Below are 23418 nucleotides of genomic sequence, written 5' to 3'. Positions count from 1 at the left end.
ATCGGGCGGGTGCAGAGCCTGCCCGACGACTTCGACACCGATGAGCTCGCCGCCGCCGTGACCCGTGAGTGGGGCGTGGCGGTGGCGAAACTCGAGCACGCGCCGGTCGGCTTCGGCAGCCATCACTGGACGGCGATCGACCCGGCCGGTGGGCGCTGGTTCGTGACCGTCGACGACCTCGAGATCGGCCGCTTCGCGGCTTCCGAGAACCACGACGACGCGTACGCCCGGCTGAGCCGCGCCCTGACCACGGCCCGCGCGTTGCGGGACGGCGGCGCGACCTTCGTCGTGGCGCCGTTCCCGACCGCGGGCGGCCAGGCGACGGTCCGGCTCGCACCCCGCTGGGCGGCGGCGTTGTACCCGCACGTCGACGGCACCGCGTACCAGTGGGATCAGTGGGCCGGCGACGAGCATCGCCGCGGCGTACTCGACATGGTTGTCTCGGTCCACGCCGCACCACCCGCCGTGCGCGAGAAAGCCGGCGTGGACGACCTCGTCGTGCCCCGCCGCGACGCGGTGGCGGCCGCCCTGGCCGGCGAGCCCGGCGGCGACGGCCCGTACGCCACCCGCGCCGCCGGCCTGATCCGCGAGCACGCCGACGCCGTGGCCGCCCGTTACGCCCGCTACGACGAACGCCGGGCCACTGTCGACCGCGGCGGCGACGTGCTGACCCACGGCGAACCGCACCCCGGCAACACGATGCGCACGCCCGGCGGCTGGCGCCTGATCGACTGGGACACCACGCTGGTCGCCCCGCCGGAACGCGACCTGTGGCTGCTCGGCCCGGCCATGGAACAGCCGTACGCCGAGGCCACCGGCCGCCCGCCGCGCCCCGAGGTCCTGTCCCTCTACCGCGAGTGGTGGGACCTGGCCGACCTGGCCATCGGCGTGGCCCGCTTCCGCGGCGTCCACCACGGCGGCACGGACGACGACGACACCTGGGAGATCATCTCCCGCGTCGTCGCCGAGTCATAACCTCACTTCCAGAGCCGTTCGGTGGCGATCCGGGCGCCGTCGCTCATCGCCCGGAACTTCGCCCACACGACGGTCGGGGCGATGGCGTCCATTCCCGCGACCGGGCCGAACCCGCAGTCGGTGCCGGCCACCACGTTCTCCCGGCCGACCACCCCGGCGTACTGGACGAGCCGCTGCGCGATCCACTCCGGATGCTCGACGACGTTGTTGCCGATGTCGACCATGCCCGGGATCAGGTACTTGCCGTCCGGCAGCCGGGTCTCGGCGAAGACCTCCCACTCGTGGGCGTGCCGGCCGTTGGCCGCCATCACCATCAGGCCGGCCGGCTTGGCCGGCAGCAGGTCGTCGATGATCTCGTGCAGCCCGATGTCGGTCGTCCGCGGCATCTCGCCGCCACCCCAGCAGACGTGCATGCGCACCGCTTCGGCCGGGATGCCGGACAGCGCGTGATTGAGCGCCTCGACCCGCATCCGCACCTGCCGCCGGAAGTCTTCGACCGAGTCGAAGACCGGTGCCACCATGGCCAGATCCGGGCAGTCGACCTGCAGGACGAAGCCCGCGGCGTGAATCGCCTCGTACTCGACCCGCATCGCCTCCGCGAGGGCGAAGAGGTAGTCCTCCTCGGTCGCGTAGTGCCGGTTCGGGGCGAACTGGGCGAGCAGGCCCGGCGACGCGGCGGTCATGAAGACCTCGTCGGTGCCGGCGGCCCCGGCCGCGGTCCGCAGGGTGGCGATCTCGGCCGCCACCTGCTCGTGGCCGATGTAGGACACCGGTCCGTCACAGGCGTACAGCCGCAGTTGAACCGCCGACCCCATCACGCCCAGGAGACGCTCGGCGAAGTCCGGGAAGTCGCGGATGGCGATACCCATCCAGCGCGCGAAGTTCGGGAATCCGTCCGCCGGCGGCACGGTGTCCGGTACGAACCCGCTGAGCCGGTCGACCGCGTACGACACGAACGCCGCCTTGCCGAACTCGCCGTCGTTGAGCACGTCGACGCCGGCCGCCGCCTGCTGCCGGGCGACCTCCTCCACCGCCGACCGCACCTCGTCGCTCAGCTTCCCGGCGTCGACGTCCTCGCCGGCCTCGCGCCCCATGACAAGATCGACCAGGCCCCGGGGCCGCGGGAGGCTGCCGGCGTGGGTGGTCACGATTCGGTCGGTGGTACGCAGCGCTGTCATCGTTGTCCTTCGGTCGAGCCGATCCAGATTCGGCCGCCACGCTAGACGCTCGAAGATCGAATTCCGCCGCGCTGCGGCCCGGTCTTCCCCGACGCACCGCCGGTCGTGCGCCGAACGGCCAGGCCTCTCCTCCCATCGTCACCGAGCCCTCACAGCGCGATCAGATGCGCGGGCCGAGTCGATCTACCTCACGGCCGCCAGGCCGCCACGATGTCGTCCGGACCCCAGACCACGGCTCCGGCGCCGGCGCCGGCGGGCAGATCAACGCCGGACCGGCTGACGACGAGCAACCCCGTGTGCACGGGACCGAAGCCTGGGACCCGGGCGGCGCCCTCCCGAAGCTGATGCAGGTCACGCGGGTCGAACGGGGTCCCCAGCCACTTCAATGATCCACAGAAGTGGATCCGTGCCGCCACCGGGAGCCGATCGGCGCCCACCACGTCGATCTCCGGGTCGAACTGCCGGTTCCACCACCCGCCGGGCGATGTCCGGGTTGGGGAACCCGACGAACTTCGGAAACCCACTCACGTAGGCTCAATCTACGTAGATTGAATCTACCTCACCACCGCGGGCTGGGCGGTCATCAGCGGGCGAAGGCTGTAGCCGAGGCGCCGGTAGGTGCGCTGGGCCGCCTCGTTCCAGACGTCGGTCAGCAGGGCCACCCGGCCGGCCGAGCGCATCAGGTCGTTGGTGACGAACCGGCACAGCGCGCCGGCCAGACCCTGCCCGCGCCGGTCGGGGTGGGTCGCCACGCCGGCGATGAAGCCCAGGCCCGGTGCCGACCACGCCTCGGCCGCCGTCGCGATCAGGGCGCCGTCGTCGTCGCGGACCGCCGCCCAGCGCCGCACGCCGGTGCCACCGGGCATCGCGAACGATCGCGGCGCGGCCATGGCCAGGAACTCGGCCACGCCGTCGTCGGTCTCCAGCCAGGCCCCCCGCTCGTCCCCGGGGGCCGGATCGGTCGTATCCATCCACAGGAAGTGCCCGGTCGCGCCGAGACCGGGCAGGGCCGCCATCACATCCTCGTCGCCGACGGCGTGATAACCCGGTCCCGTTTCGGCGTACGCCTCGGCCAGCAACCCGGCCACCGCCGCGGGCCGGCCGGACACCACCAGCCGGTCCCGCCGGGCCAGGTCGGGCGCCGCGACCACGATCGCGTCGTCGTTGCGCCAGCGCCTCGTCTCGGCCTGGGCCGCCCATTCGATCAATGGATCCACCCGTCCTTTCTACAAGTCTTGACCGGGGGTGAGAGAGTCGGCCCGTGCTGAGGAAATGGTTCCGCCGGGTGATCGTCGCGGGCGCGCTGGCCGTGGCTGCGGCGGTGCTGACGATGGCCGCCGGCGCCCTCTGGGTCAAAGGCGTCTCCGCAGGTCATGTGCACGCCACGGCGGCCGGCGCACCGACTGCGCCGGTGGCTCTGGTGCTGGGTGCAGAGATCTACCCGCACGACGTTCCCTCACCGTTCGTGGTGGCTCGGCTGGAGATCGCACGGCAGCTGTACGCCGCCGGCAAGGTCAAGGTGATCCTCGTCTCCGGGGATCACGGGCAGTGGACGTACAACGAGCCGGGCGCGATGTTCCAGTGGCTCGTCGAGCACGGTGTCCCGGCCGGGCGGGTGGTGCTCGACCACGCCGGCTTCGACACCTACGACTCGTGTGCACGGGCGCGGCAGATCTTCGGCGTACGGAAGGCCATTGTCGTCACGCAGAGCTACCACATCGAGCGGGCGGTGGCGCTGTGCCGGAAGCTCGGCGTGGACGCGGACGGGGTCGGCGACGACTCGGTCCGGATCTACCGGCAGCCATGGCTGTCCAGCTCCGGCCGGGAGCGGATGGCCGTCGTCAAGGCCATGCTGGACGTCGTGTCGGGCCGCGATCCGGTGTTCCTGGGGCGGCACGAGACGTCCGTCGACGATGCCCTGCGCTGATCGCCGTCCGTATGCATCATTTGACATAGATGACCGTAGACACGCAAGGCGATGTAGACCAAAGTGTCCGGTATGGCAGACCGGCGAGCCTTTCTTTCCGCGTCCGCCGCGGCAGCCGTCGCGGCTCCGTTCCTCGGCCGCCCCGGCCAAGCCCTGGGCAGCACCGAGGCCAGCGCGTCGCCCCGCACCCGGCTCAGCCCGCAAGAACCCGACCGCCAGCTCAAACAGGTGCTACGTGAGATCGATCCGCGGCGCATCGAGCGGATCGTCCGCCGCCTCGCCGCGTTCGGCACCCGGCACACGCTGTCGGCGCAGGACGACCCGGCCCGCGGGATCGGCGCCGCCCGGGACTGGATCTTCGAGCAGATGCAGGGGTACGCCGCCGCGTCGGCCGGCCGGATGACGGTCGAGCTCCAGTCGTTCATCCAGCCGGTCAGTCCCCGGGTGCCGGAGCCGACCCGGATCACCAACGTCGTCGCCACCCTGCACGGCACCACCGATCCCGGCCGCACGTACGTGGTCACCGGCCACTACGACTCACGGGTGACCGACGTGATGAACGCGACGGCCGACTCCCCCGGCGCCGACGACGACGCGTCCGGCGTGGCCGCCGTGCTGGAGATGGCCCGGGTCTTCGCCACCCGGCCGACCGAGGCGACGATCGTGTTCGCCGCCGTCGCCGCCGAGGAGCAGGGCCTGTACGGCTCGGACCACATGGCCCAGGCGTTGAAGGACGCCGGCTCCGACGTGCAGGCGATGTTCAGCAACGACATCATCGGCACCGGTGACGCGCACGACGGCACGCCGCCCGAGCACCGCACGGTCCGGCTGTTCGTGGAGGGCGTACCCACCTCGGAGACACCGGCCGAGGCAACCACCCGGCAGTCGGTCGGCGGCGAGAACGACGGCCCGTCCCGCCAGCTCGGCCGGTTCGTCCGCGACGTGGCCGAGAACCCCGACACCGGCATGAAGATCCGAGTCGTCTGGCGTCGCGACCGCTACCTCCGCGGCAGCGACCACGTCTCGTTCCTGCGCCGCGGCTACCCGGCCGGCCGCTTCACCGAGCCGCGCGAGAACTTCCGCCACCAGCACCAGGACGTCCGCGTCGAGGACGGCGTGCAGTACGGCGACCTGCCCCGGTTCTGCGACTTCTTCTACATCGCCCGGGTGGCCCGGGTGAACGCCGCGGTCCTGTGGTCGCTGGCCCAGGCCCCGTCGACACCGCGTGACGTGGTCATCGACACCACCCAGCTGACCAACTCGACGACGCTGCGCTGGCGGGCCGGCACCGACGACGACCTGGCCGGCTACGAGGTGGTCTGGCGCGAGACGACGGCCCCCGACTGGACCCACGGCACCCTGGTCGGCGCGGTCACGTCGGCCACGGTCGACATCTCCAAGGACAACGTCCAGTTCGGCGTACGCGCGATCGACCGCGCCGGCCACCGCAGCCCGGTCGCCGCGCCTCGCCCCAGCAGCTAGAAAAGCCGCCTGCTCGGGCCGAACGCGTCGGCGCGCCGTTCCCCGAGCGCGCGAACACGGACGGCGCGGTCACGTTCCTCCTGGACCGGATTCGTTCCGCCGGTTGCGGCGGGCCGCACCCCAGGCGTTCAGGCCGACGGCCCACACCACGGCGACGACCGCCCACCGCACCCAGGACAGGGCCGTCATCTCACCGGACAGCAGGTGCAGGACGGTCGCGTACGGCGTCACCCACTCCCGGACCGGCCGCAGCGCCGGCGCCAGGCCGAGCAGCAGGTAGAGACCCAGCGGCAGCACGATCGTGGCCAACCCCGCGATCACCGGCCGCCGCGGCAGCAACAGCCCGAACCCGGTCCCGACGAACTGGGCGACCACCTGGACGAGCACCCCGCCCACGGCGACCAGCACGGCGTCGTCCCAGTCGCCCGACGTCGCCAGCACGGCCACCACGGCCAGCACCACACCGAACCCGCCGACCGCGACGGCCAGGAACGTCGCGCGCAGCCACATCTCCGGCAGCCGCACCGCCGCCCGCGCCAGCAGCACCCCGGTGAACGGCAACGTGACCGACATCAGCATCTGCACCGCCTGCGACACCAGCACGAACGTCGCGTCGTCGGGAGCCCCCGCCGCCAGCCCGACCGCGCCCAGCACGCCGAGCAGCAGCGTCACTCCAAGTAGGACCCGTAGTGCCATAGCGTCAGGTTGCCGTGCCCGGCGCCCCCGTTCAAGGTGATTTGATGGGCGGCATGGATTACTTGGTCGTCGTGGCCGCCGTGCTGTCCGTCGCCGGCCTCGTCATGCTGATCGCCGGTTCGCGCGGACAGGACCGCCGCGCCACCGCGCTCCGCCTGGCCGCCATCGAGCGCAAACTCGACCTGATCATGAAGCATCATGGCATCGTCGAGCCCCGCGCCGAGGAACCCGACGTCCTCCAGCACCTGATGCGGGGCCAGAAGATCCAGGCCATCAAGGTCTACCGCGAGCGCACCGGCGTGGGCCTGGCCGAGGCCAAGGACGCGGTCGAGCGCATCGCCCGCGAACGCGGTCTCGACGCCCGCTGACCCGCACCCGCGGCCGGCCGGCTAGGGGCGTTGGTCGAGCCGGGCGACGCGGCGGACGCCGGCGGTACGCCGATAGCTGGCGTCCAGCAGTTCGGCGATCTCGGCCCAGTCGGTGTCGTCGCCCAGGTCGACGCCCAGCCAGCCGGACGGTCCCAGGTAGGCCGGCACGAAGCAGCGGCCCGGCCCGGACAACATCGCCGCGCGTTCGTCGGGGTCGGTCAGCACCAGCAGGGCGCGTTCGTGGCGGATCCATTCGCCGTCGCGTTTGACCGAGCCGCCGTAGTACGCGAACACCTTGGTCGTGTAGAAGGCCGGATGCCCATGCGAGATCTTCTCGGCCGCGTCGGGGAAGGCGAGGGCCAGGTCGCGGACGCGGGTCAGCAACGGATCGTCGTCGTCGAACATGATCGGGTGCGTCACGGTCAGCAGCCTGGCACAGATCGCCGGTGGCGGCCGCAAAGGGCTCGGCCGCCACCGGAAAAAGCATCGTCCGGGGCTGATCCGGACAAAACCCTACGAACGGTCTTAAAACTCAGGCCCCGCGCAGGACCGCCCCGGTGCTCTCCGCCGCGGCCGCCACGGCCGTGTCGCGAGCCGCCACCGCCTCCTCGACGGTCAGCGTCCGGTCGGGGGCACGGAACGTCAGCTTGTAGGCCAGCGACCGCATCCCCACGCCGAGCTGCTCCGACGCGTACACGTCGAAGAGCCGGACCGACTCCAGCAGCGAGCCCGCCCCGGAGACCAGCGCCGTCTCGACCTCGGCGGCGGGAATGTCGGCCGGCACCACCAGGGCCACGTCGATCAACGCCGGCGGGTACGTGGTCAGCCGCCCGGCCTGCGTCACCTCGCGCGGCGGGACCGAGTCGAGGTCGAGTTCCATGGCACAGACCCGCTTGGGCAGCTCGAGCGCGCTGAGGACACCGGGGTGCAGCTCTCCGGCGTACCCGACGATCTCGCCGTCGACGCAGACGGCCGCGCACCGGCCGGGGTGCCAGGGCGCGTACTCGGCCGCGCGTACCGACACCCGCCCGGAGGGCACGCCCGCCGCCGACAGAGCGGTCCGCGCCGCCTCCACCGCATCGCCCCACGTGGCCGCGCGCCCCTCGCCCCACCACCCGGCCGGGTCGAGCTCGCCGGTCAGCACCGCCGCGAGATGCCACGGCTGGTGCGGGACCAGGGCGTTGGCCGCCGCCCACTCGTCGGCCGACGGCCGGCGGTCGACCCCCAGGACCGGCGGCGGGGTGTCCACCGCCTGCGGGAGGACCACCTCACCGAGCTCGTAGAGGGCCAGGTCGCGCAGACCCCGGCCGAGGTTGCGGCGGAGCGTGCCGAGCAGGGTGGCCAGCAGCGACGTACGCAGCTGGGGTTCCTCCTCGGACAGCGGGTTGGTCAGCCGGACGGCGCTGCGCCGGGGGTCGTCGGCGGCCAGGCCGAACGCGTCGTGGACGGACGGCGCGACGAACGGGTACGACAGCACCTCGACGTAGCCGTTCTCGGCCAGCGCCCGGCCCACCGAGCGGCGGCGTTTCTGGGTGGCGGTCAGCCCGCCACCGCCCGGCGCCGGCGGCAGCACGCTGGGGATGTCGTTGTAGCCGCCGAGCCGCGCCACCTCCTCGACCAGGTCGGCCGGGTCGATCAGGTCGGGCCGCCACGACGGCGGTGTGACCTCCCAGGTCGACGCGACAGTGCAGCCCACCCGGGCCAGCAGCCCGGCGACGTCGTCGTCCGAGTAGGCCAGCCCGATCCGCCGCGACGGCAGCCCGGGGTCGAACTGGATCGGCGCGGACGCGACGACGTTGTCGATGTCGAGCACGGATGGATCCGGTTCGCCGCCGGCGAACGAGGTGAGGATGTCGACCGCCCGCTGCAACGCGACCAGCGGCAGCCGCGGGTCGACGCCACGCTCCCAGCGCTTGGCCGCCTCGCTGAACAGCTTGTGCCGCCGGGCCGTGCGCCCGACCATCACCGCGTCCCAGTGGGCGGCCTCCAGCAGCACGTCGACCGTGCCCGGCTGCCACTCGCTGGTCTCGCCGCCCATCACCGCGGCCAGCGAGATCGGCCCGGTGTCGTCGCAGATGACCATGTCCTCGGCGTCGAGCACCCGGGCGACGCCGTCCAGGGTGGTCAGTTTCTCGCCCGGGGTGGCCCGCCGGACGACCAGGCCGCCGTGCAGCCGCTGCAGGTCGAACACGTGCATCGGCTGGCCGAGCTCGACCATCAGGTAGTTGGTGATGTCCACCGGCAGCGAGATCGACCGGATCCCGGCCGCGGTGAGCCGCCGTTTCATCCAGTCCGGCGACTGTGCGTCGGGGTCGATCCCCCGGACGACGCGGGCGGCGAACCGGTCGCACCCGATCGGGTCGTCGATCCGCACCGGCCAGGGTGACTCGTCGGTCTTGGGCGCCGCCGCGACCAGGGCCGGATCGGTGTAGGCCGATTCATAGGCGTAGGAGAGCTCGCGCGCCATTCCGCGCATGGACATCTCGTAGCCCCGGTCCGGCGTGATCTCCACCTCGACCAGCACGTCGTCCAGCCCGATGACCGGCCGCGCGTCGGCCCCCGGCTCAGCCGTGCCGGCGGGCAGCACGAGGATGCCCGCGTGATCGTCGCCGATGCCGAGTTCCCGTACCGAACAGATCATGCCGTTGGAATTGCGCCCGTAGGTCTTCCGCGCCCCGATCTTGAACCCACCCGGCAGCTCGCCGCCGGGCAGGATCACGACAACCAGGTCATCGACGGCGAAGTTGGAGGCCCCGCAGACGATCTCCTGCGGCTCGGCCCGCCCCACATCGACCCGGCAGAAGCGGATCGGCTTCTTGAACCCGGTCAGTTCCTCGATCTCCCGCACCCGGCCGACCACCAGGTCACCGAGCACGGTGGCGGCCTGGTCGACGACCGACTCGACCTCCATGCCCAGGTTGGTCAGCGTCTCGTCCAGCTCCGCGGCGGTCAGCGACGCGGGCAGCTCGACATAGTCACGAAGCCACGACAGTGACGTCTTCATCGCGTCAGACCTCCATTCCGAACGTACGGGTGAACCGGGCGTCGCCCTCGACCATCTCGCGCATGTCGCTGACCCCGTTGCGGAACATCAGCGTGCGTTCCACACCCATCCCGAACGCGAAACCGGAATAGCGCGCGGGGTCCAGGCCACAGGCCGTCAGCACCCGCGGGTTGACCATGCCGCAGCCGCCCCACTCAACCCAGCGCGGCCCGTCCCGGTGCTGCTCGAACCACACGTCGAACTCGGCCGACGGCTCGGTGAACGGGAAGTAGTGCGGCCGCCACCGGGTCTTCGCGTCCGGCCCGAACATGGCCCGGGCGAAGTGGTCGAGCGTCCCGCGCAGGTGGGCCATCGTGATGCCCTCGTCGACGACCAGGCCCTCGATCTGGTGGAAGACCGGACTGTGGGTGGCGTCGAGCTCGTCCGACCGGTAGGCCCGGCCCGGGCTGACCACATAGATCGGCGGGGTCCGGGTGAGCATGGTGCGCACCTGCCCCGGCGACGTGTGCGTGCGCATGACCAGGCCCGGCAGGTCGACATAGAACGTGTCCATCGACCCGCGGACCGCGTTGTCCGGCCCGATGTTGAGCGCGTCGAAGTTCGCCCACTCGAGTTCCAGCTCAGGGCCGTCGACGATCTCGTAGCCCATGCCGATGAACAGGTCGGCCATGTGCTCCATGAGCGTGGTCAGCGGGTGCCGGGCGCCGCGCGGGCGCCGGTCCCACGGCAGGGTGACGTCGACGCGCTCCTCGACCAGCACGCGGGCGGCCCGCTCGAGCTCGAGGTCGGCCTTTCTCTGGTCGAACGCGGCTTGGATCGCGACCCGGGCCTCGTTGACACGCTTGCCGGCGTCGGACTTGGCCGCCGGCGGCAGGGAACCGATCTCTCGGCGGGCGAGCGAAACGGGCGAGCGGTCACCGAGATGCGCCGGTTTCAGACCACCGAGCGCGTCGAGATCTTTGGCCGCGTCGAAATCCGCTGTCGCGGAGGCCACGGCGGCGTCGAGCGCGGCCGGGTCGAGCAGGGCGGCCTGCTTCGGATCGTACGGATCGTTGCGATAGGACATGATGCGGCGAACTCCCTCACACCGGATGAGCCATCGGGCAGTTTACGGACGGCTGTGCCGCAGCCCGCCGGTCGGTATGAGGAATCGCGCAAGGAGAGACCCGTCAACCAGCGGGCCGCGTAAACCATCTCCCTATCGCCATGCCGAGAATCATAGACCACCCCTCAAGATCAAGAACTCCATATTCCCGCCCAGGTGCGGGTACAGACCGTATGCTCCCGCGGGCTCACGGTGCGTGATCCCCAAGGTCTCCGCTCCAAGGCGGCTCCCCCTTAGTGGTAGCCCAGCGTGCCATCCGCACCCCAAACACCGCCCGGCCCACCACCAAGAACCACGGTGGTAGCCCAACGCGGCATCCGGGGCCCGGGGCTCCGCCCGGGCCTACCACTGGGGTCAGCGGTTGAAGCGCTCGCGCCGCACCGTAGGCCGCTTGCCGCGGATAGTGCTGTGCTGCAGCGAGCGGATCACCCGATCGGCATCCGCCTCGGGCACCTCGACCAGCGCGAACCGATCCGTGATCTGAATCGCCCCGATCTCCCGCGACGTCAGCCCGGCCTCACCGGTGATCGCGCCGACCAGGTCCTGCGGCCGCAGCCCGGACCGGCGCCCGATCCCGACGAACAACCGGGTCGTGTCGTCGGGGACCGACCGGTTGCGCCCCCGCCGGTCGTCGTCGCTCCGCTTCCCGCCCGGGCGCCGCTCCTCACGCTCCCGGACCGGGGCCGCCGCCGGGATCTCCGGTTCGTCGATGTCGCCACCGTTGGCGTCGTGCAGCAGCTTCAGCCCGGCCAGGGCCACCAGCTCGATGTCGGCGTCGTCGATCAGCCGGTCGAGGATCGGCCGGAACCGGTCGAGGTCGTCGTCCTCCAGCGCCTCCTGCACGGTGCTGCGGAGCAGTTCCAGGCGGCGGGCGCGCAGGTCGGTCACGGTGGGCAGCTTCTCGGGGGTGATCCGCTGCCCGGTGAGCCGTTCGATGGCCTTGAGCATGCGCTGCTCACGCGGCTCGGCCAGGGTGATCGCGGCGCCTTCCCGGCCGGCCCGCCCGACCCGGCCGATGCGATGCACGTAGGCCTCGGGCGCCGACGGGACGTTGTAGTTGATCACGTGGGTCAGCTGCTCGACGTCGAGCCCGCGGGCGGCCACGTCGGTGGCGACGAGCAGTTCGGTGGCGCCGCTGCGGAGCCGGCTCATGACCCGGTCGCGCTGGTCCTGGCTCATGCCGCCGTGCAGCGCCTCGGCGCGGTAGCCCCGGCCGTTCAGGCTCTGGGTGACCTCGTCGACCTCTTCGCGCGTACGGCAGAAAACGATCGCCGCCTGCGGCATCTCGACATCCAAGACCCGCCCGAGAGCGGCCATCTTGTGGGCTCGGGCGATCAAGAACGCACTTTGGCGTACGCGGGGAAGGGTGTCCGCCGCGGCGGTGTCCCGGCCCATGGTGATCCGCAGCGGATCGCGCAGGTGCCGCCGGGCGATCGCATCGATCCGGGGCGGCATGGTCGCCGAGAACAGCACGGTCTGCCGGCCGGCCGGCGTCTCGGCCAGGATCGCCTCGATGTCCTCGGCGAAGCCCATGTCGAGCATCTCGTCGGCTTCGTCCAGCACCACGGCACTGATCTCGCCGAGCTGGAGCGTGCCCCGCTCGATGTGGTCGAGGACCCGGCCCGGGGTGCCGACGACGATGTCGACCCCGCGCCGCAGCACCTGCAACTGGCGGCTGATCGGCTGCCCGCCGTACACGGGAAGAACCCGCACCCCCAGCTCCCGGCCGTAGCGGTGAACGGCCTGGGACACCTGCTCGGCCAGCTCGCGGGTCGGCACCAGCACCAGCGACGCGGGTTCGTTCCGCTCGCCGCCGGTGAACCTCTGCAGCAGCGGCAACGCGAACGCCGCGGTCTTTCCGGTGCCGGTCGCGGCCTGTCCGACCAGGTCCTTGCCGGCGATCAGGGGTGGGATCGCCTCGCGCTGGATCGGTGTCGGTTCCTCGTAGCCGAGGCCACTCAGCGCGGCGAGCAACTCTTGTCGCAGTCCGAGCGCGACGAAGTCCGCGGCGGCATCAACATGGCCATCATCCATGCGCACCAGCTTACGAAGGCTTGCCGAAACCTCCCCGAGTGGTGTCGGATCGGGCTACCGCCGTTCGTTGGAGATGACATGACTGGATATCTGATCGCCTTCAACGCTGACTGGGTTCCCGACCTCACCGACGAGGACATCCGCCGGGCTTCGCAGGCCAACGGCGTGGTGATGGCCGAGATGAAGGCCGCCGGGGTGCTGGTCGCGGCCGGGGGCTTCGACGGCTCGACCCCGGTGTTCAGCGTCGACGCGTCGAGCGGCACGCCGCTGTTCACCGACGGCCCGTACGTCGAGTCCAAGGAGCATCTCGGCGGGTTCACCGTGGTGGAGGTGGCCGACGAGGCGGCGGCAAGGCATTGGGCCGGGAAGATCGCGGCGGCCTGCGGCTGGCCTCAGGAAGTGCGGCTGTTCCGATAGAGGTAGCCGCCTCAAGGCGCGTTCTGGGCCGACCCCGCCGACGCCGCCACGCGGGCCGGCGCGTTCGACGGCCCGCCGGCCGCTGCGGCCGGCGGGCACGTTGGCTGGGTGGGCGCTGACCAGGTGGTTCGGCCGTCCTCAGGCCAGGAAGTCGTCACCGAGCATGGCGCGCAACCGGGCCAGCGCCCGCTGGTTGCGCATCTTCACCACCGACACCGAGACCTTGAGGATCGTGGCCACGGTCTCGACGCTGTGGTCCTCGGCGTGCCGCAGCACCAGGACCGCGCGGTCCTCGACGCTCAGCCGGGCCAGCACGTCGACCAGGGCCATCCGCAGCTCGGGTGAGCCGGCGCCGGCCCGGTCGGGCTGGTCCGGCAGCTCGGCCAGGACGAGTTCGGAGCCACTGCGCCGCTTGTGCTGGTCGAAAACCAGGTTCATCAGAACCCGGCGGCTGTACGCCTCCAGGTTGGTGCCGGTGCGCAGGCGCGACCAGGCGGCGTACATCTTGGCGAAGGTCTGCTGGGTCAGGTCCTGTGCGAGGTGCCAGTCGCGGCACATCAGGTATGCGCTGCGCCGCAGCCGGGTGCCGGCCGAGGCCACGAACTCGGTGAACTCGGCGTCCTGGGCGGCTTTGGCGCGGCGGCGGCCCGCACCCCAGCCCTTCCGGGTCGCCTCGGCGGGGTTCTCCACGGGCCGGGACTGCGTCACGGTGCTGGTCACAGAACCCCTCCGACCGGCGCGCTCTCCGGGCAGGAGCGGCCGATGATGTCCTGTACGCCGGCCTTCCGCCCGTAATCGCGGTTGAAGGCGACGAACGTGGCCGGGCTGGCCAGCCGCAGCCGGAACGACTCGGGCAGCGACCGGGGCGTCACCGACTTGACGAAGTCGGGGTTGTCGGCCCAGAGCTTGACGAACTTTGCGTACGCCTCCTGGCGGCTCTCGAAGAGCACCTTGGTGACCCGCGCGTCGTCGTTGAGCGCTTTGCTCAGCGCCGTCCGCTGCCGGTCGGTCACTTCGTCGGTCAGGAAGATGGCCACGTCGGTGGCGTCGGTCTCGACCGTCCGCACCGAGCAGTCCGGCGCGGCCAGCATCATCCCGGCGGCGATCGTCTCCCGTGGGTGGTCGGGCACCCTCGTGCCGAGCAGCGGGCCCATGCCGGCCGCGGTGACCAGCACGACCACCACGCCGGCGGCCGCACCGGCGATGGCCAGCTGCCGTCGCTTGCGCCGGCTCCGGCCGCCCTGGGCCATGGCGGCCGCCGCCATCTCGCCCGGGTCGGCGCCCGGGTCGGCGATGACCGCCAGGTCGAAATGCTTGCGCAGGTTCGGTTCCACTGCCGCGTCTCCTCGTGTCCGTTCCGGTCCTGATTGATAGGACCGGATGGCACCCCGTTCAGGTCACACCCGCCGACCGGACCCGCGAATTCTATGGCTTAAGATTCGGACATTTCGGGCAAGGAGGACTCATGAAGATTTCCATCGCAGCCGCCGCCCTGGGGGCCGCGGCCCTGGTCGCGACCACTGCCGTACCGGCCTCGGCGGCACCCGCCTACACACCGGCTGGAGTCTGCGGCGCCGGCTACGGCGTCCAGCGTTCGAAGGCACTCCCCGGCGCGGTGACCTACCAGCTCTACAACGGCTCGACCACCTGCGTCGTCACCATCAAGACGGCCGACAAGGGCAAGTCCACCCGAGTCACCGCCGGCCTGCAGGTCAAGGGCGGCGGCTGGTCCTACGACACCGGCGACTACAAGTACTACGCCGGCCCGGTCAAGCGCGCGAGCAAGGGCAAGTGCGTCCGCTTCTTCGGCTATTCCCGCGGCACGAGCTACACCAGCGGGTACGCCAACTGCGGCTGACGCCCAGGGCTGTTGCGCGAGCACGTTCGGGTCGCCGTAGGCCACGACCACCGAGCCGCCGGCTCGCAGGCGCATGGGGTGCCGGTCGGCGGTTCGGCTGGCCGGGAAATTCGGTCTCGATCGAAGCGCCCGCACGCGAATCAGCGACAGCCCCTGGAGCAAAGCAACAGCGCTAGGGCCTAGAGCAGAATCGTTGTGATCCCGGCCTGGGGCGCCGGACGGTCCATCGCCATCAGGGCCGCCGGCGCCTCGTCGAGCGTGATCGTACGACCGACCAGAGCCGCCGGGTCGAGCCGCCCGTCGGCTACCATGGCCAGCATGTCCGGGTAGCCGGCGGCGGCCATCCCGTGCGAGCCATAGATTTCGAGCTCCCGCGCCACCACCAGGTCCCAGGGCAGCGCCGCGTTCGCGTCGGGCCCGAGCATCAGCCCGACCTGCACGTGCCGGCCGCGCCGGCGCAGGCTGCGCACCGCGGCGTCGGCCGTGACGGCGGAGCCGGCCGCGTCCAGCGTCACATGCACCCCACCCGGCACGATCGCCTCGATCACCGACGGATGGTGCAGCGTCAACGTCGACGAATAGGCAGCGCCGCCCGAGTCATCCGCGCCGGAAACGTCATCGCCAACCGCGCCGAAGACGTCAGCCGCGCCAGCCGCACCAGAGACGTCAGCCGCGCCAACCGCACCAGAGACGTCAGCCGCGCCAACCGCACCAGAGACGTCAGCCGCGCCAACCACACCGAAGACGTCGGAGCCGTCAGCCGCACCGGAAACGTCAGAGACGCCGGCCGCGCCGACCCAGTCGGAGACGTCAGCCGCGCCGGAGAAGCTGGTCGTGATCTCGACGGCGTGGTCGGCGCCGAGGGCGACGGCCCGCGCCCGGGCGGCCGGCGACGGGTCCACGGCGATCACGTGCGCCCCGAGCGCCTTGGCGATCAGCACAGCCGACAGGCCGACGCCACCGCAGCCCACGATCGCCACCCACTCGCCCGCGGCCAGCCTGGCCTGGGCGGTCAACGCCCGGAAGGCCGTGGCGAACCGGCACCCCAGCGCGGCCGCGCCCGCGAAGCCGAGATCGCCGGGCAGCCGCACCAGGTTGGTGTCCGCGCCCCGCACCACGACCAGCTCGGCGAACGACCCAGGGTCGGTGAATCCGGGCTGCGTCTGGTCCGGACACACCTGGGCGTCGCCGTCCCGGCAGTACCCGCAGACCCCGCACCCGTTGACGAACGGGCTGGTGACCCTGTCCCCCACCGCGAAGTCCCGCACCCCGGCACCGACCTCGACGACCTCACCGGCGAACTCGTGCCCGGGGATGTGCGGCAACGCCACCGGTTCGTGCCCTCGCCACGCATGCCAGTCCGACCGGCACACCCCGGTCGCCCGCACCGCCACGATCGCCCCGCCGGGCGGACACTCCGGCGCCGCCACCGACTCGATAACAGGCGCCGCCCCGACCTCGTGATAAACAACCGCCCGCATCAGCACCCCACCCGGCCCGCGCAGAAACCGACGCCCGCGCGATGAACAACGGCCCCGCGATGAACGACGGCCGCGTGATGAACAACGGCCCCGCGATGAACAACGGCCGTGTGAGAGACAACCGCCCGCATCAGCGCTGAGCCCGAGCCGAGGCATAGAGGCAGACCGCGGCGGCCGCGGCCAGGTTGAGACTTTCGGCGCCGCCATAGATGGGCACGCGCACCCGCGCATCCGCCGCGCCCAGCAGTTCGTCCGACAGTCCGTGCGCCTCCGACCCGAACAGCCACGCGGTCGGCGCCCCCAGCGACCCGTCGTCGACCAGCTCGTCCAGGCTCACGTCGCCGTAGCCGGTGGCCGCGAGCACCCGCACCCCGCCCGATCGCAGCGTCGACACGACGTCCACAGCGGACCGCGACCGCACCACGTCGACGTGGAAGAGCGACCCGGCCGACGCCCGCACACACTTGCCGTTGTACGGATCCACGGCCTCCCCGGCGAAGACCACCGCCTCGGCGCCGGCCGCGTCGGCCGTACGCAGAATCGTGCCCGCGTTGCCCGGGTCGCGGATGTCGGCCAGCACCGCGGTCAGCCGGCGGGCCGACAGCGTGGCCTCGGCCTGCTCGCACACCGCGACCACCCCCTGCGGGTGCACGGTCTCGGCCAGCGCGGCCAGCGCGTCCTCGGCCACCGCGGTCGCGGCCGAGGCGAACGGGTACCGGGCGATGGCGTCGGGCGTGGCGAACAGCTCGACCACCACTCCGGCGGTCAGGGCGGCGGCGACGGCCTGCGGCCCTTCGGCCAGAAAGCGGCCGGTCTGGTCCCGGTCACGCCGGCGTTGCAGCCGCCGGGCGGCGACGATCCGGGGGGTACGGGACGTGAAAAGGCGCCCTCCACCAGGGGAGGACGCCTCTGTCACGGGCAAGGTGCTCAGGCGGCCTGGGCAGCGGCGCCGCCGGTGCCCTCGGCCGCCACCGCGGCCCGGGCGACCTCGACGATCGCGGCGAACGCGGCCGCGTCGTTGACCGCCATGTCGGCCAGGATCTTACGGTCGACCTCGACCTCGGCCAGGCGCAGGCCCTGGATGAGGCGGTTGTACGTCATACCGTTGGCCCGGGCGGCCGCGTTGATGCGGGTGATCCACAGCTGGCGGAAGTCACCCTTGCGGTCGCGCCGGTCGCGGTACGAGTACTGCATCGAGTGCAGCACCTGCTCCTTGGCCTTGCGGTACAGGCGCGAGCGCTGTCCACGGTAGCCACTGGCGGTTTCGAGCAGCGTGCGGCGCTTCTTCTGGGCATTTACAGCCCGCTTGACGCGTGCCATCTTCGACTCCTAAATGGTCTAAAAAGGGCGCGTCAGCGGCCCAGCAGCTTCTTTACTCGCTTGGTGTCGGCCTTGGCCACCACAACGGTGCCGGTCATCCGGCGGGTGACGTGGGACGACTTGCCCTCGAGCAGGTGGCGCTTGCCGGCCTGCTCGCGGACGATCTTGCCCTTGCCGGTGACCCGCACCCGCTTACCCATGCCGGTGTGGCTCTTCATCTTCGGCACTTCGAACGCCTCTTTCCGTGCTCCCCGGAGGGAGGCTGTCTACTCTGCGGTGGTGTCGGCGGTTGTCACGGCCGGCGCAGCGCCGGCACCATCGCCCTCCCGCGGCGGGCGGGTCCTGCTGCCCTGGGCCGCGGTCTCCGCCGCCACAGCGGCGGCCTTGGTGGCCCGATGCGGGGCCAACACCATGATCATGTTGCGGCCGTCCTGCTTGGGACTGGCCTCGACGAAGCCGAGCTCGGAGATCTCCTCGCTGAGCCGGCGGAGAAGCCGGAAGCCCAGCTCGGGCCGGCTCTGCTCACGACCACGGAACATGATCGTGACCTTGACCTTGTCGCCCGCCTTGAGGAAGCGGACCACGTGACCCTTCTTGGTCTCGTAGTCATGCGGGTCGATCTTCGGCCGCAGCTTCATTTCCTTGATGACGGTCTGTTGCTGGTTACGCCGGGCTTCGCGCGCCTTGAGTGCCGACTCGTACTTGAACTTGCCGAAGTCCATGAGTTTGCACACGGGCGGGCGGGCCATCGGCGCCACCTCGACCAGATCCAGATCGACGTCCGCGGCCAGCTGCAGGGCGCGCTCGAGCGGGACGATGCCCACCTGCTCACCCTCAGGACCGACCAGTCGGACCTCTCTCGCCCGGATCTGCTCGTTCACGCGTGGTTCGACGCTGATGTGGCCTCCTCAGAACGGTTCCTCCACCACGGTCTGTGGCGAAGGCGTTGCCAATGTCGGTCGGCCATCACGACGCCCCGGGTACGGGCGCCGGGAAAGCAGAAGGCCCCGACGTATATGCCAGGGCCCGCTCGACCGGTCATCGGCGCCCCTGTGAGGACGCGCACCGAACCCCGGTTATTCCCGAGGGCGGTTGACCGGACCCGACCGCTAGTCGCGGCACAGGTGGGAACCAGCGGGCTCCTCTTTCGCACGAGCACCCATCGAAACGGACACACGTGTGGTCGACTGCAGGCGAGTCTACCAGGCAGAGCGTGACATCGTCCGGCGGGGCCACACGTTGTCACGCTCGGCCCGACACGTCAGGCCGCGGCCGCACCCGCGTGCAGGGCCCGGAGGACGCGAACTGCGCCCACCGCGTACTCCTCAGGCCGCGGCCGCACCCGCGTGCAGGGCCCGGAGGGCGCGGACGCCATCCACCGCGTACTCCTTGTCGGCGGCCTGCAACGCGTGGACCGAGACCGTCTCGTCGTCGTGCAGCTCGAGGGTCGCCCAGGGCGAGTTGCGGTCGAAGCGCACCGCCCGCACCGCCGACCACGGCAGGTCGTAGCCGCCGACCACGTTGCGGATCACCACGTGCTCGGCGTCGGCGGTGACCCTCGGCCGGGTGAAGGCGAGGACACCGAGGCCGATGAGCACGCCGAGGCCGATCATGGCCAGCTGGTCGCCCCGCTGGAACTGGCCGAACCCGTCACCGGTGGCCCCGTGCAGCCCGAAGCTCAGCACCGTGAACAGCAGCACGACGGCACCGGCGATGACGCCGGCGACCCAACGGATCCTGCGGGGCTGGAAAACCACGATCTCGATGGTACGCATCAGAGCCGGCAGTTCGAGATGTCGGTGGCGATGATCGCGCGGGCGCCCAGGTCGTACAGCTCGTCCATGCTCCGGTGCACGTCGTCGCGCCGGACCATGGCCTGCACGGCCACCCAGCCCTCGCGGGCCAGCGGTGACACGGTCGGCGACTCGATGCCCGGGGTCAGCGCGGTCGCCTTGTCGATCAGGTCGGCCCGCACGTCGTACGCCAGCATCACGAAGCTCCGCGCGACCAGCACCCCCTGCAGGCGCCGGATCAGCTGCGCGGCCCGGGCCCCGACGTCCTCCGAGGCCGAGGCCCCGCCGATCAGGATGGCCGACGACTTGAGCAGCGGCTCGCCGAGCGTGACGAGCCCGGCCTGCCGCAGCGTGGCGCCGGTCTCGACGACGTCGGCGATCAGGTCGGCCACACCCAGCCGGACCGCGTTCTCGACGGCGCCGTCCAGCCGCACCACCTCGGCGGTGATGCCGTGCTCGGACAGGTGCCGCTGAACCACTCCCGGGTACGCGGTGGCGATGCGCCGCCCACCGATGTCGTCGGCCGAGTCGAGGGTTCCGGCCGGCGCCGCCCAGCGGAACGTGGCCCCGCCGAACCCGAGATCGAGCAGCTCGGTGGCGGGGACGCCGGAGTCGACCAGCAGGTCGCGACCGGTGATGCCGAGGTCAAGGTCGCCGGTGCCGACGTAGGTCGCGATGTCCCGAGGGCGCAGATAGAAGAACTCGACGTCGTTGGGCTCGTCCCGGCAGATCAGGTCTTTCGGATCGGTGCGCTGACGGTAACCGGCATCTCGCAGCATCTGGGACGCCGGGGCAGACAGGGTTCCCTTGTTCGGAATGGCTATGCGCAACATCTCTGTGTGCTCCTGGTCACGAATCGAATAGGACAAAGCAGGAGGGTCTTCGGTCCCGCCGAGGTGGTGGCGGGGCCGCGGACGGCACATCACAGATGTCGGTACACGTCCTTGAGGTCGAGTCCGGTGGCGATCATCAATACCTGCGCCTGGTAGAGCAGCTGGGAGATCTCCTCGGCGGCCCGCTCGGGTCCTTCGTGCTCGGCGGCCATCCAGGACTCGGCGGCCTCCTCCACCACCTTCTTGCCGATGAAATGCACGCCCTTGTCGAGCGCGGCGACCGTGGACGAACCCGGGTCGCGCTGCTCCGCCTTGGCCCGCAACTCGGCGAACAACTCCTCGAAGGTCTTCACGAGAGGCGATTGTTGCAGCTCATTACTTAACGGCCACGGACGGCCCCACGTGGTGAGACGTGCCCTAGGCTGCCGTTCATGGTCAGGAGTTCTACCCTTGCCGCGCTGGGCAGCGCGGCAGTCATCGTCGCCGTCCTCACGGCCTGCGCCCCGGTCGACGAGAGCACCGGAGCCAAGGCTTCCCCCTCCCCTTCGGCCGACCCTTGCCCGCAGGGTCAGCTGCCGACCAAGGTGACCGGCAAGATCACGATCGGCACCGACAACCCGGCCTACGAGCCGTGGTTCACGGACAACAAACCTCAGAACGGTCAGGGCTTCGAGGCCGCCGTGGCCTACCAGGTCGCCGACCGGCTCGGCTACAAGGCCCCGAACGTGGTCTGGACTCAGGTTCCGTTCAACAACGCGATCCAGCCCGGGCCCAAGGCGTACGACTTCGACGTCAACCAGTTCTCGATCACGCCCGAGCGGAAGAAGGCGGTCGACTTCTCGTCCGCCTACTACCTGGTGCGGCAGACGGTCATCACCACCAAGGGCAGCAAGATCGAGAACGCGACCTCGATCGCCGCACTGAAGGACGCCAAGCTCGGCGCCCAGGTCGGCACGACCAGCCTGCAGGCGATCAACGACCTGATCAAGCCGACGGCCCAGGCGCAGGTCTTCAACAGCAACGACGACGCCAAGAAGGCGCTGCAGAACGGCACGATCGACGGTCTCGTGGTCGACCTGCCGACGGCGTTCTACATGACCGGCGCCGAGCTCGACAACGGCGTCATCGTCGGCCAGTTGCCGCAGGTCGGCGTGCCCGAGCAGTTCGGTCTGGTCCTGGACAAGGACTCGGCGCTCACCGACTGCGTGAAGGACGCCGTCGACGAGCTGCGCCAGGACGGCACCCTCGCGGTGCTGGAGAAGACCTGGCTGGCCGGCAGCACCGGGGCACGCGAACTGCAGTGACGGTCAGCGACGTCCAGAGGGAGCGAGTCGCCTACCGCCGGGGCCGGGCGATCCGCTCCGTTCTGCTGGCCGCCGTGTCGACGCTGATCACCGGCACGGTGCTGGTGCTCGCGGTGACCGGGTCGCCCGGGTGGGACCGGGTGCGAGAGTCGTTCTTCAGCTTCGACCTGGGCCGGGACGCCCTGCCGGCGGTGCTGGACGGGCTCTGGCTGAACATCCGGCTGCTGGTGGTGTGCGCGCTCGCGGCGCTCGCGCTCGGCTTGCTGGTGGCGATCCTGCGTACGCTGCGCGGCCCGGTCTTCTTTCCGGCGCGGGCGCTGGCCACCACGTACACGTACACGTTCCGTGGCGTCCCGCTGATCATCGTGATCTACCTGTTCGCGTTCGGCGTGCCCGGCCTGCGGCTGCAAGGCACGCCCGGCGTCCTCGTGCTGGGCGGGGCAGCGCTGGTGGTGACCTACGGTGCGTACCTGGCCGAGGTGTTCCGGGCCGGCATCGAGTCGGTGCACCCGAGCCAGCTGGCGGCGGCCCGGTCGCTCGGGCTGACCTACCGGCAGACGATGCGCCACGTGGTGCTGCCGCAGGCGGTCCGCCGGGTCGCGCCGCCGCTGCTCAACGACACCGTGGCCCTGCAGAAGGACGTCGGGCTGGTGTCGCTGGCCGGTCCGATCGATGCGGTACGCGCGGCGCAGATCTCCACCGCCGAGACGTTCAACTACACGCCCTACATCGTCGCCGCGGTCCTGTTCGTGCTGCTGGCGCTGCCGCTGATCGCGGTCACCGACGGCGTGACGATGCGCGCCGCCCGGCGACAGAACGCGGGCTCCTGATGCTGCTGTCGGTGACCGGGGTGCGGAAGGTCTTCGGATCGTCGGTCGTACTCGACAATCTGGATCTGACCGTCGACGAGCATCAGGTGGTGGCGCTGATCGGTGCCTCCGGCTCGGGCAAGTCGACCCTGCTGCGCTGCGTCAACCTGCTGACCGAGGTCGACGACGGGGTCATCCGGCTCGACGGCGAGGACATCACCGACCCGCGCGTCAATCCCGATCGGGTACGCCAGAAGATCGGTATGGTCTTCCAGTCCTACAACCTGTTCCCGCACATGACCGTGCTCGACAACATCACCCTGGCACCGACCCGCGTCCATCGGCGGGCGGCGAAGGAGGCCCGGGACCAGGCGATGGAGTGGCTCGACCGAGTCGGCCTGTCCGACAAATCAGGCAGCTACCCGGACCGGCTGAGCGGCGGCCAGCAACAGCGCGTGGCCATCGTGCGGGCGCTGGTCAACGGCCCCCGCCTGCTGCTGCTCGACGAGGTCACCAGCGCCCTCGACCCCGAGCTGGTCGGCGAGGTGCTCAGCATGATCCGCGACCTCAAGACCGAGGGCATGACCATGGTGCTGGCCACCCACGAGATGGGTTTCGCCCGTCAGGTCGCCGACCGGGTCGCGTTCCTGGACGGCGGCAAGGTCCTCGAGGAGGGCCCACCGGAGCAAGTCCTGGGCGACCCGGCCGAAGCGCGTACCCGCCAGTTTCTGTCCCGCATCATCGAAGCCGGCCGCCTCTAAAAGAGGCAGCCAAACGCCCCCCACCCCGCGCTACCACCAACACCACCAGTGGCAGCCAGACCCGGCATCCGCA

27 protein-coding genes are annotated in these 23418 nt (G+C 71.0%); 9 read left to right on the top strand and 18 right to left on the bottom strand.

Annotated features, from left to right (window positions below; all coding sequences use genetic code 11):
• The first annotated feature begins 9 nt into the window (after positions 1 to 9).
• Complete coding sequence (locus tag ACGFIO_RS33885) at positions 10 to 975, top strand: phosphotransferase family protein (RefSeq protein ID WP_392832713.1); 966 nt, start codon at positions 10 to 12, stop codon at positions 973 to 975.
• Between the two features lie 2 nt (positions 976 to 977).
• Here the strand turns inward: ACGFIO_RS33885 and ACGFIO_RS33880 are convergent, their stop codons facing one another.
• The 3 genes from ACGFIO_RS33880 to ACGFIO_RS33870 form a co-directional block, all read right to left on the bottom strand.
• On the bottom strand, positions 978 to 2153 hold the full coding sequence (locus ACGFIO_RS33880; protein ID WP_392832711.1) for a cobalamin-independent methionine synthase II family protein: 1176 nt from the start codon (positions 2151 to 2153) through the stop codon (positions 978 to 980).
• 188 nt (positions 2154 to 2341) lie between these two features.
• Positions 2342 to 2677, bottom strand: a complete 336-nt coding sequence (locus ACGFIO_RS33875) for a hypothetical protein (protein WP_392832709.1) — start codon at positions 2675 to 2677, stop codon at positions 2342 to 2344.
• A gap of 30 nt (positions 2678 to 2707) precedes the next feature.
• Positions 2708 to 3370, bottom strand: coding sequence for a GNAT family N-acetyltransferase (locus ACGFIO_RS33870; protein WP_392832708.1), 663 nt, complete (start codon positions 3368 to 3370; stop codon positions 2708 to 2710).
• Positions 3371 to 3483: 113 nt separating this feature from the next.
• Here ACGFIO_RS33870 and ACGFIO_RS33865 point away from each other — a divergent pair, with 113 nt between their 5' ends.
• Both ACGFIO_RS33865 and ACGFIO_RS33860 read left to right on the top strand, forming a co-directional pair.
• Complete coding sequence (locus tag ACGFIO_RS33865) at positions 3484 to 4080, top strand: vancomycin high temperature exclusion protein (RefSeq protein ID WP_392832878.1); 597 nt, start codon at positions 3484 to 3486, stop codon at positions 4078 to 4080.
• A gap of 72 nt (positions 4081 to 4152) precedes the next feature.
• Positions 4153 to 5562, top strand: a complete 1410-nt coding sequence (locus ACGFIO_RS33860; RefSeq protein ID WP_392832706.1) for a M28 family metallopeptidase — start codon at positions 4153 to 4155, stop codon at positions 5560 to 5562.
• A gap of 69 nt (positions 5563 to 5631) precedes the next feature.
• On the opposite strand, the gene ACGFIO_RS33855 is transcribed toward ACGFIO_RS33860, so the two are convergent.
• Complete coding sequence (locus tag ACGFIO_RS33855; protein ID WP_392832703.1) at positions 5632 to 6258, bottom strand: hypothetical protein; 627 nt, start codon at positions 6256 to 6258, stop codon at positions 5632 to 5634.
• A 53-nt stretch (positions 6259 to 6311) separates the two neighbouring features.
• Here ACGFIO_RS33855 and ACGFIO_RS33850 point away from each other — a divergent pair, with 53 nt between their 5' ends.
• The gene (locus tag ACGFIO_RS33850) at positions 6312 to 6626 is read left to right on the top strand and encodes a ribosomal protein L7/L12 (RefSeq protein ID WP_392832702.1); all 315 of its coding nucleotides are present in this window, start codon (positions 6312 to 6314) and stop codon (positions 6624 to 6626) included.
• Between the two features lie 21 nt (positions 6627 to 6647).
• Here ACGFIO_RS33850 and ACGFIO_RS33845 read toward each other — a convergent pair whose 3' ends face one another.
• From ACGFIO_RS33845 to ACGFIO_RS33830, 4 genes are all read right to left on the bottom strand, one after another.
• Positions 6648 to 7046 carry an MmcQ/YjbR family DNA-binding protein gene (locus ACGFIO_RS33845; RefSeq protein ID WP_392832700.1) on the bottom strand — a complete coding sequence of 133 codons (399 nt, stop codon included), beginning with the start codon at positions 7044 to 7046 and terminating at the stop codon, positions 6648 to 6650.
• Positions 7047 to 7158: 112 nt separating this feature from the next.
• A complete protein-coding gene (gene pheT / locus ACGFIO_RS33840; protein WP_392832699.1) occupies positions 7159 to 9630 on the bottom strand; it encodes a phenylalanine--tRNA ligase subunit beta in 2472 nt (823 codons plus the stop codon).
• Positions 9631 to 9634: 4 nt separating this feature from the next.
• Positions 9635 to 10696 carry a phenylalanine--tRNA ligase subunit alpha gene (locus ACGFIO_RS33835; protein ID WP_392832697.1) on the bottom strand — a complete coding sequence of 354 codons (1062 nt, stop codon included), beginning with the start codon at positions 10694 to 10696 and terminating at the stop codon, positions 9635 to 9637.
• Between the two features lie 393 nt (positions 10697 to 11089).
• The gene (locus ACGFIO_RS33830) at positions 11090 to 12769 is read right to left on the bottom strand and encodes a DEAD/DEAH box helicase (protein WP_392832693.1); all 1680 of its coding nucleotides are present in this window, start codon (positions 12767 to 12769) and stop codon (positions 11090 to 11092) included.
• A gap of 78 nt (positions 12770 to 12847) precedes the next feature.
• Here ACGFIO_RS33830 and ACGFIO_RS33825 point away from each other — a divergent pair, with 78 nt between their 5' ends.
• Complete coding sequence (locus ACGFIO_RS33825; protein WP_392832690.1) at positions 12848 to 13186, top strand: YciI family protein; 339 nt, start codon at positions 12848 to 12850, stop codon at positions 13184 to 13186.
• Between the two features lie 138 nt (positions 13187 to 13324).
• Here ACGFIO_RS33825 and ACGFIO_RS33820 read toward each other — a convergent pair whose 3' ends face one another.
• The gene (locus ACGFIO_RS33820) at positions 13325 to 13906 is read right to left on the bottom strand and encodes a SigE family RNA polymerase sigma factor (protein WP_392832687.1); all 582 of its coding nucleotides are present in this window, start codon (positions 13904 to 13906) and stop codon (positions 13325 to 13327) included.
• Positions 13903 to 14520 carry a permease-like cell division protein FtsX gene (locus tag ACGFIO_RS33815; protein WP_392832685.1) on the bottom strand — a complete coding sequence of 206 codons (618 nt, stop codon included), beginning with the start codon at positions 14518 to 14520 and terminating at the stop codon, positions 13903 to 13905. Before ACGFIO_RS33815 ends, ACGFIO_RS33820 begins: the two co-directional genes overlap by 4 nt.
• Before the next feature lie 131 nt (positions 14521 to 14651).
• Between ACGFIO_RS33815 and ACGFIO_RS33810 the strand changes: the two genes are divergently transcribed.
• Positions 14652 to 15044, top strand: coding sequence for a hypothetical protein (locus tag ACGFIO_RS33810; protein WP_392832683.1), 393 nt, complete (start codon positions 14652 to 14654; stop codon positions 15042 to 15044).
• 179 nt (positions 15045 to 15223) lie between these two features.
• Here ACGFIO_RS33810 and ACGFIO_RS33805 read toward each other — a convergent pair whose 3' ends face one another.
• The 8 genes from ACGFIO_RS33805 to ACGFIO_RS33770 form a co-directional block, all read right to left on the bottom strand.
• Positions 15224 to 16525 carry an alcohol dehydrogenase catalytic domain-containing protein gene (locus ACGFIO_RS33805; RefSeq protein ID WP_392832680.1) on the bottom strand — a complete coding sequence of 434 codons (1302 nt, stop codon included), beginning with the start codon at positions 16523 to 16525 and terminating at the stop codon, positions 15224 to 15226.
• A gap of 130 nt (positions 16526 to 16655) precedes the next feature.
• Positions 16656 to 17441, bottom strand: a complete 786-nt coding sequence (locus ACGFIO_RS33800) for a TrmH family RNA methyltransferase (protein ID WP_392832677.1) — start codon at positions 17439 to 17441, stop codon at positions 16656 to 16658.
• Between the two features lie 11 nt (positions 17442 to 17452).
• On the bottom strand, positions 17453 to 17845 hold the full coding sequence (gene rplT, locus ACGFIO_RS33795) for a 50S ribosomal protein L20 (protein ID WP_392832674.1): 393 nt from the start codon (positions 17843 to 17845) through the stop codon (positions 17453 to 17455).
• 32 nt (positions 17846 to 17877) lie between these two features.
• Complete coding sequence (gene rpmI / locus ACGFIO_RS33790; RefSeq protein ID WP_392832672.1) at positions 17878 to 18072, bottom strand: 50S ribosomal protein L35; 195 nt, start codon at positions 18070 to 18072, stop codon at positions 17878 to 17880.
• Positions 18073 to 18111: 39 nt separating this feature from the next.
• Positions 18112 to 18726 (bottom strand): translation initiation factor IF-3, encoded by a 615-nt coding sequence (infC, locus tag ACGFIO_RS33785; RefSeq protein ID WP_392832671.1) that lies wholly within the window; start codon positions 18724 to 18726, stop codon positions 18112 to 18114.
• A 444-nt stretch (positions 18727 to 19170) separates the two neighbouring features.
• Entirely contained in the window at positions 19171 to 19620 is a 450-nt protein-coding gene (locus ACGFIO_RS33780) for a PH domain-containing protein (protein WP_392832669.1), read from the bottom strand.
• Complete coding sequence (hisG, locus tag ACGFIO_RS33775) at positions 19620 to 20471, bottom strand: ATP phosphoribosyltransferase (RefSeq protein ID WP_392832666.1); 852 nt, start codon at positions 20469 to 20471, stop codon at positions 19620 to 19622. Before hisG ends, ACGFIO_RS33780 begins: the two co-directional genes overlap by 1 nt.
• Positions 20472 to 20560: 89 nt before the next feature.
• Entirely contained in the window at positions 20561 to 20824 is a 264-nt protein-coding gene (locus tag ACGFIO_RS33770) for a phosphoribosyl-ATP diphosphatase (RefSeq protein WP_392832664.1), read from the bottom strand.
• A 78-nt stretch (positions 20825 to 20902) separates the two neighbouring features.
• Here ACGFIO_RS33770 and ACGFIO_RS33765 point away from each other — a divergent pair, with 78 nt between their 5' ends.
• The 3 genes from ACGFIO_RS33765 to ACGFIO_RS33755 are packed head-to-tail and all read left to right on the top strand — an operon-like array spanning position 20903 to position 23345.
• Positions 20903 to 21775 carry an ABC transporter substrate-binding protein gene (locus ACGFIO_RS33765; protein ID WP_392832662.1) on the top strand — a complete coding sequence of 291 codons (873 nt, stop codon included), beginning with the start codon at positions 20903 to 20905 and terminating at the stop codon, positions 21773 to 21775.
• Entirely contained in the window at positions 21772 to 22605 is an 834-nt protein-coding gene (locus tag ACGFIO_RS33760; protein ID WP_392832660.1) for an amino acid ABC transporter permease, read from the top strand. The genes ACGFIO_RS33765 and ACGFIO_RS33760 overlap by 4 nt, the downstream gene beginning before the upstream one ends.
• Positions 22605 to 23345, top strand: coding sequence for an amino acid ABC transporter ATP-binding protein (locus tag ACGFIO_RS33755; protein ID WP_392832659.1), 741 nt, complete (start codon positions 22605 to 22607; stop codon positions 23343 to 23345). The genes ACGFIO_RS33760 and ACGFIO_RS33755 overlap by 1 nt, the downstream gene beginning before the upstream one ends.
• The last annotated feature ends 73 nt before the right edge of the window (positions 23346 to 23418 follow it).

Origin of the sequence: Actinoplanes sp. NPDC049265, from assembly GCF_043197135.1 — a bacterium.
GTDB lineage: Bacteria > Actinomycetota > Actinomycetes > Mycobacteriales > Micromonosporaceae > Actinoplanes.
Note: the sequence above shows the minus strand (reverse complement) of the source record. Positions and strands in the feature narration are given on the sequence as shown.

Excerpts from the sequence above, each read along its gene's own strand:
- ACGFIO_RS33810 (WP_392832683.1), top strand. The coding sequence starts at position 14,652 with ATGAAGATTTCCATCGCAGCCGCCGCCCTGGGGGCCGCGGCCCTGGTC.
- pheT (WP_392832699.1), bottom strand. The coding sequence starts at position 9,630 with ATGAAGACGTCACTGTCGTGGCTTCGTGACTATGTCGAGCTGCCCGCG.
- ACGFIO_RS33830 (WP_392832693.1), bottom strand. The coding sequence starts at position 12,769 with ATGGATGATGGCCATGTTGATGCCGCCGCGGACTTCGTCGCGCTCGGA.
- ACGFIO_RS33825 (WP_392832690.1), top strand. The coding sequence starts at position 12,848 with ATGACTGGATATCTGATCGCCTTCAACGCTGACTGGGTTCCCGACCTC.
- ACGFIO_RS33765 (WP_392832662.1), top strand. The coding sequence starts at position 20,903 with ATGGTCAGGAGTTCTACCCTTGCCGCGCTGGGCAGCGCGGCAGTCATC.
- ACGFIO_RS33850 (WP_392832702.1), top strand. The coding sequence starts at position 6,312 with ATGGATTACTTGGTCGTCGTGGCCGCCGTGCTGTCCGTCGCCGGCCTC.
- ACGFIO_RS33805 (WP_392832680.1), bottom strand. The coding sequence starts at position 16,525 with ATGCGGGCGGTTGTTTATCACGAGGTCGGGGCGGCGCCTGTTATCGAG.
- ACGFIO_RS33855 (WP_392832703.1), bottom strand. The coding sequence starts at position 6,258 with ATGGCACTACGGGTCCTACTTGGAGTGACGCTGCTGCTCGGCGTGCTG.
- hisG (WP_392832666.1), bottom strand. The coding sequence starts at position 20,471 with ATGTTGCGCATAGCCATTCCGAACAAGGGAACCCTGTCTGCCCCGGCG.
- ACGFIO_RS33780 (WP_392832669.1), bottom strand. The coding sequence starts at position 19,620 with ATGCGTACCATCGAGATCGTGGTTTTCCAGCCCCGCAGGATCCGTTGG.
- ACGFIO_RS33835 (WP_392832697.1), bottom strand. The coding sequence starts at position 10,696 with ATGTCCTATCGCAACGATCCGTACGATCCGAAGCAGGCCGCCCTGCTC.
- ACGFIO_RS33860 (WP_392832706.1), top strand. The coding sequence starts at position 4,153 with ATGGCAGACCGGCGAGCCTTTCTTTCCGCGTCCGCCGCGGCAGCCGTC.
- ACGFIO_RS33865 (WP_392832878.1), top strand. The coding sequence starts at position 3,484 with ATGGCCGCCGGCGCCCTCTGGGTCAAAGGCGTCTCCGCAGGTCATGTG.
- ACGFIO_RS33755 (WP_392832659.1), top strand. The coding sequence starts at position 22,605 with ATGCTGCTGTCGGTGACCGGGGTGCGGAAGGTCTTCGGATCGTCGGTC.
- ACGFIO_RS33880 (WP_392832711.1), bottom strand. The coding sequence starts at position 2,153 with ATGACAGCGCTGCGTACCACCGACCGAATCGTGACCACCCACGCCGGC.
- rplT (WP_392832674.1), bottom strand. The coding sequence starts at position 17,845 with ATGGCACGCGTCAAGCGGGCTGTAAATGCCCAGAAGAAGCGCCGCACG.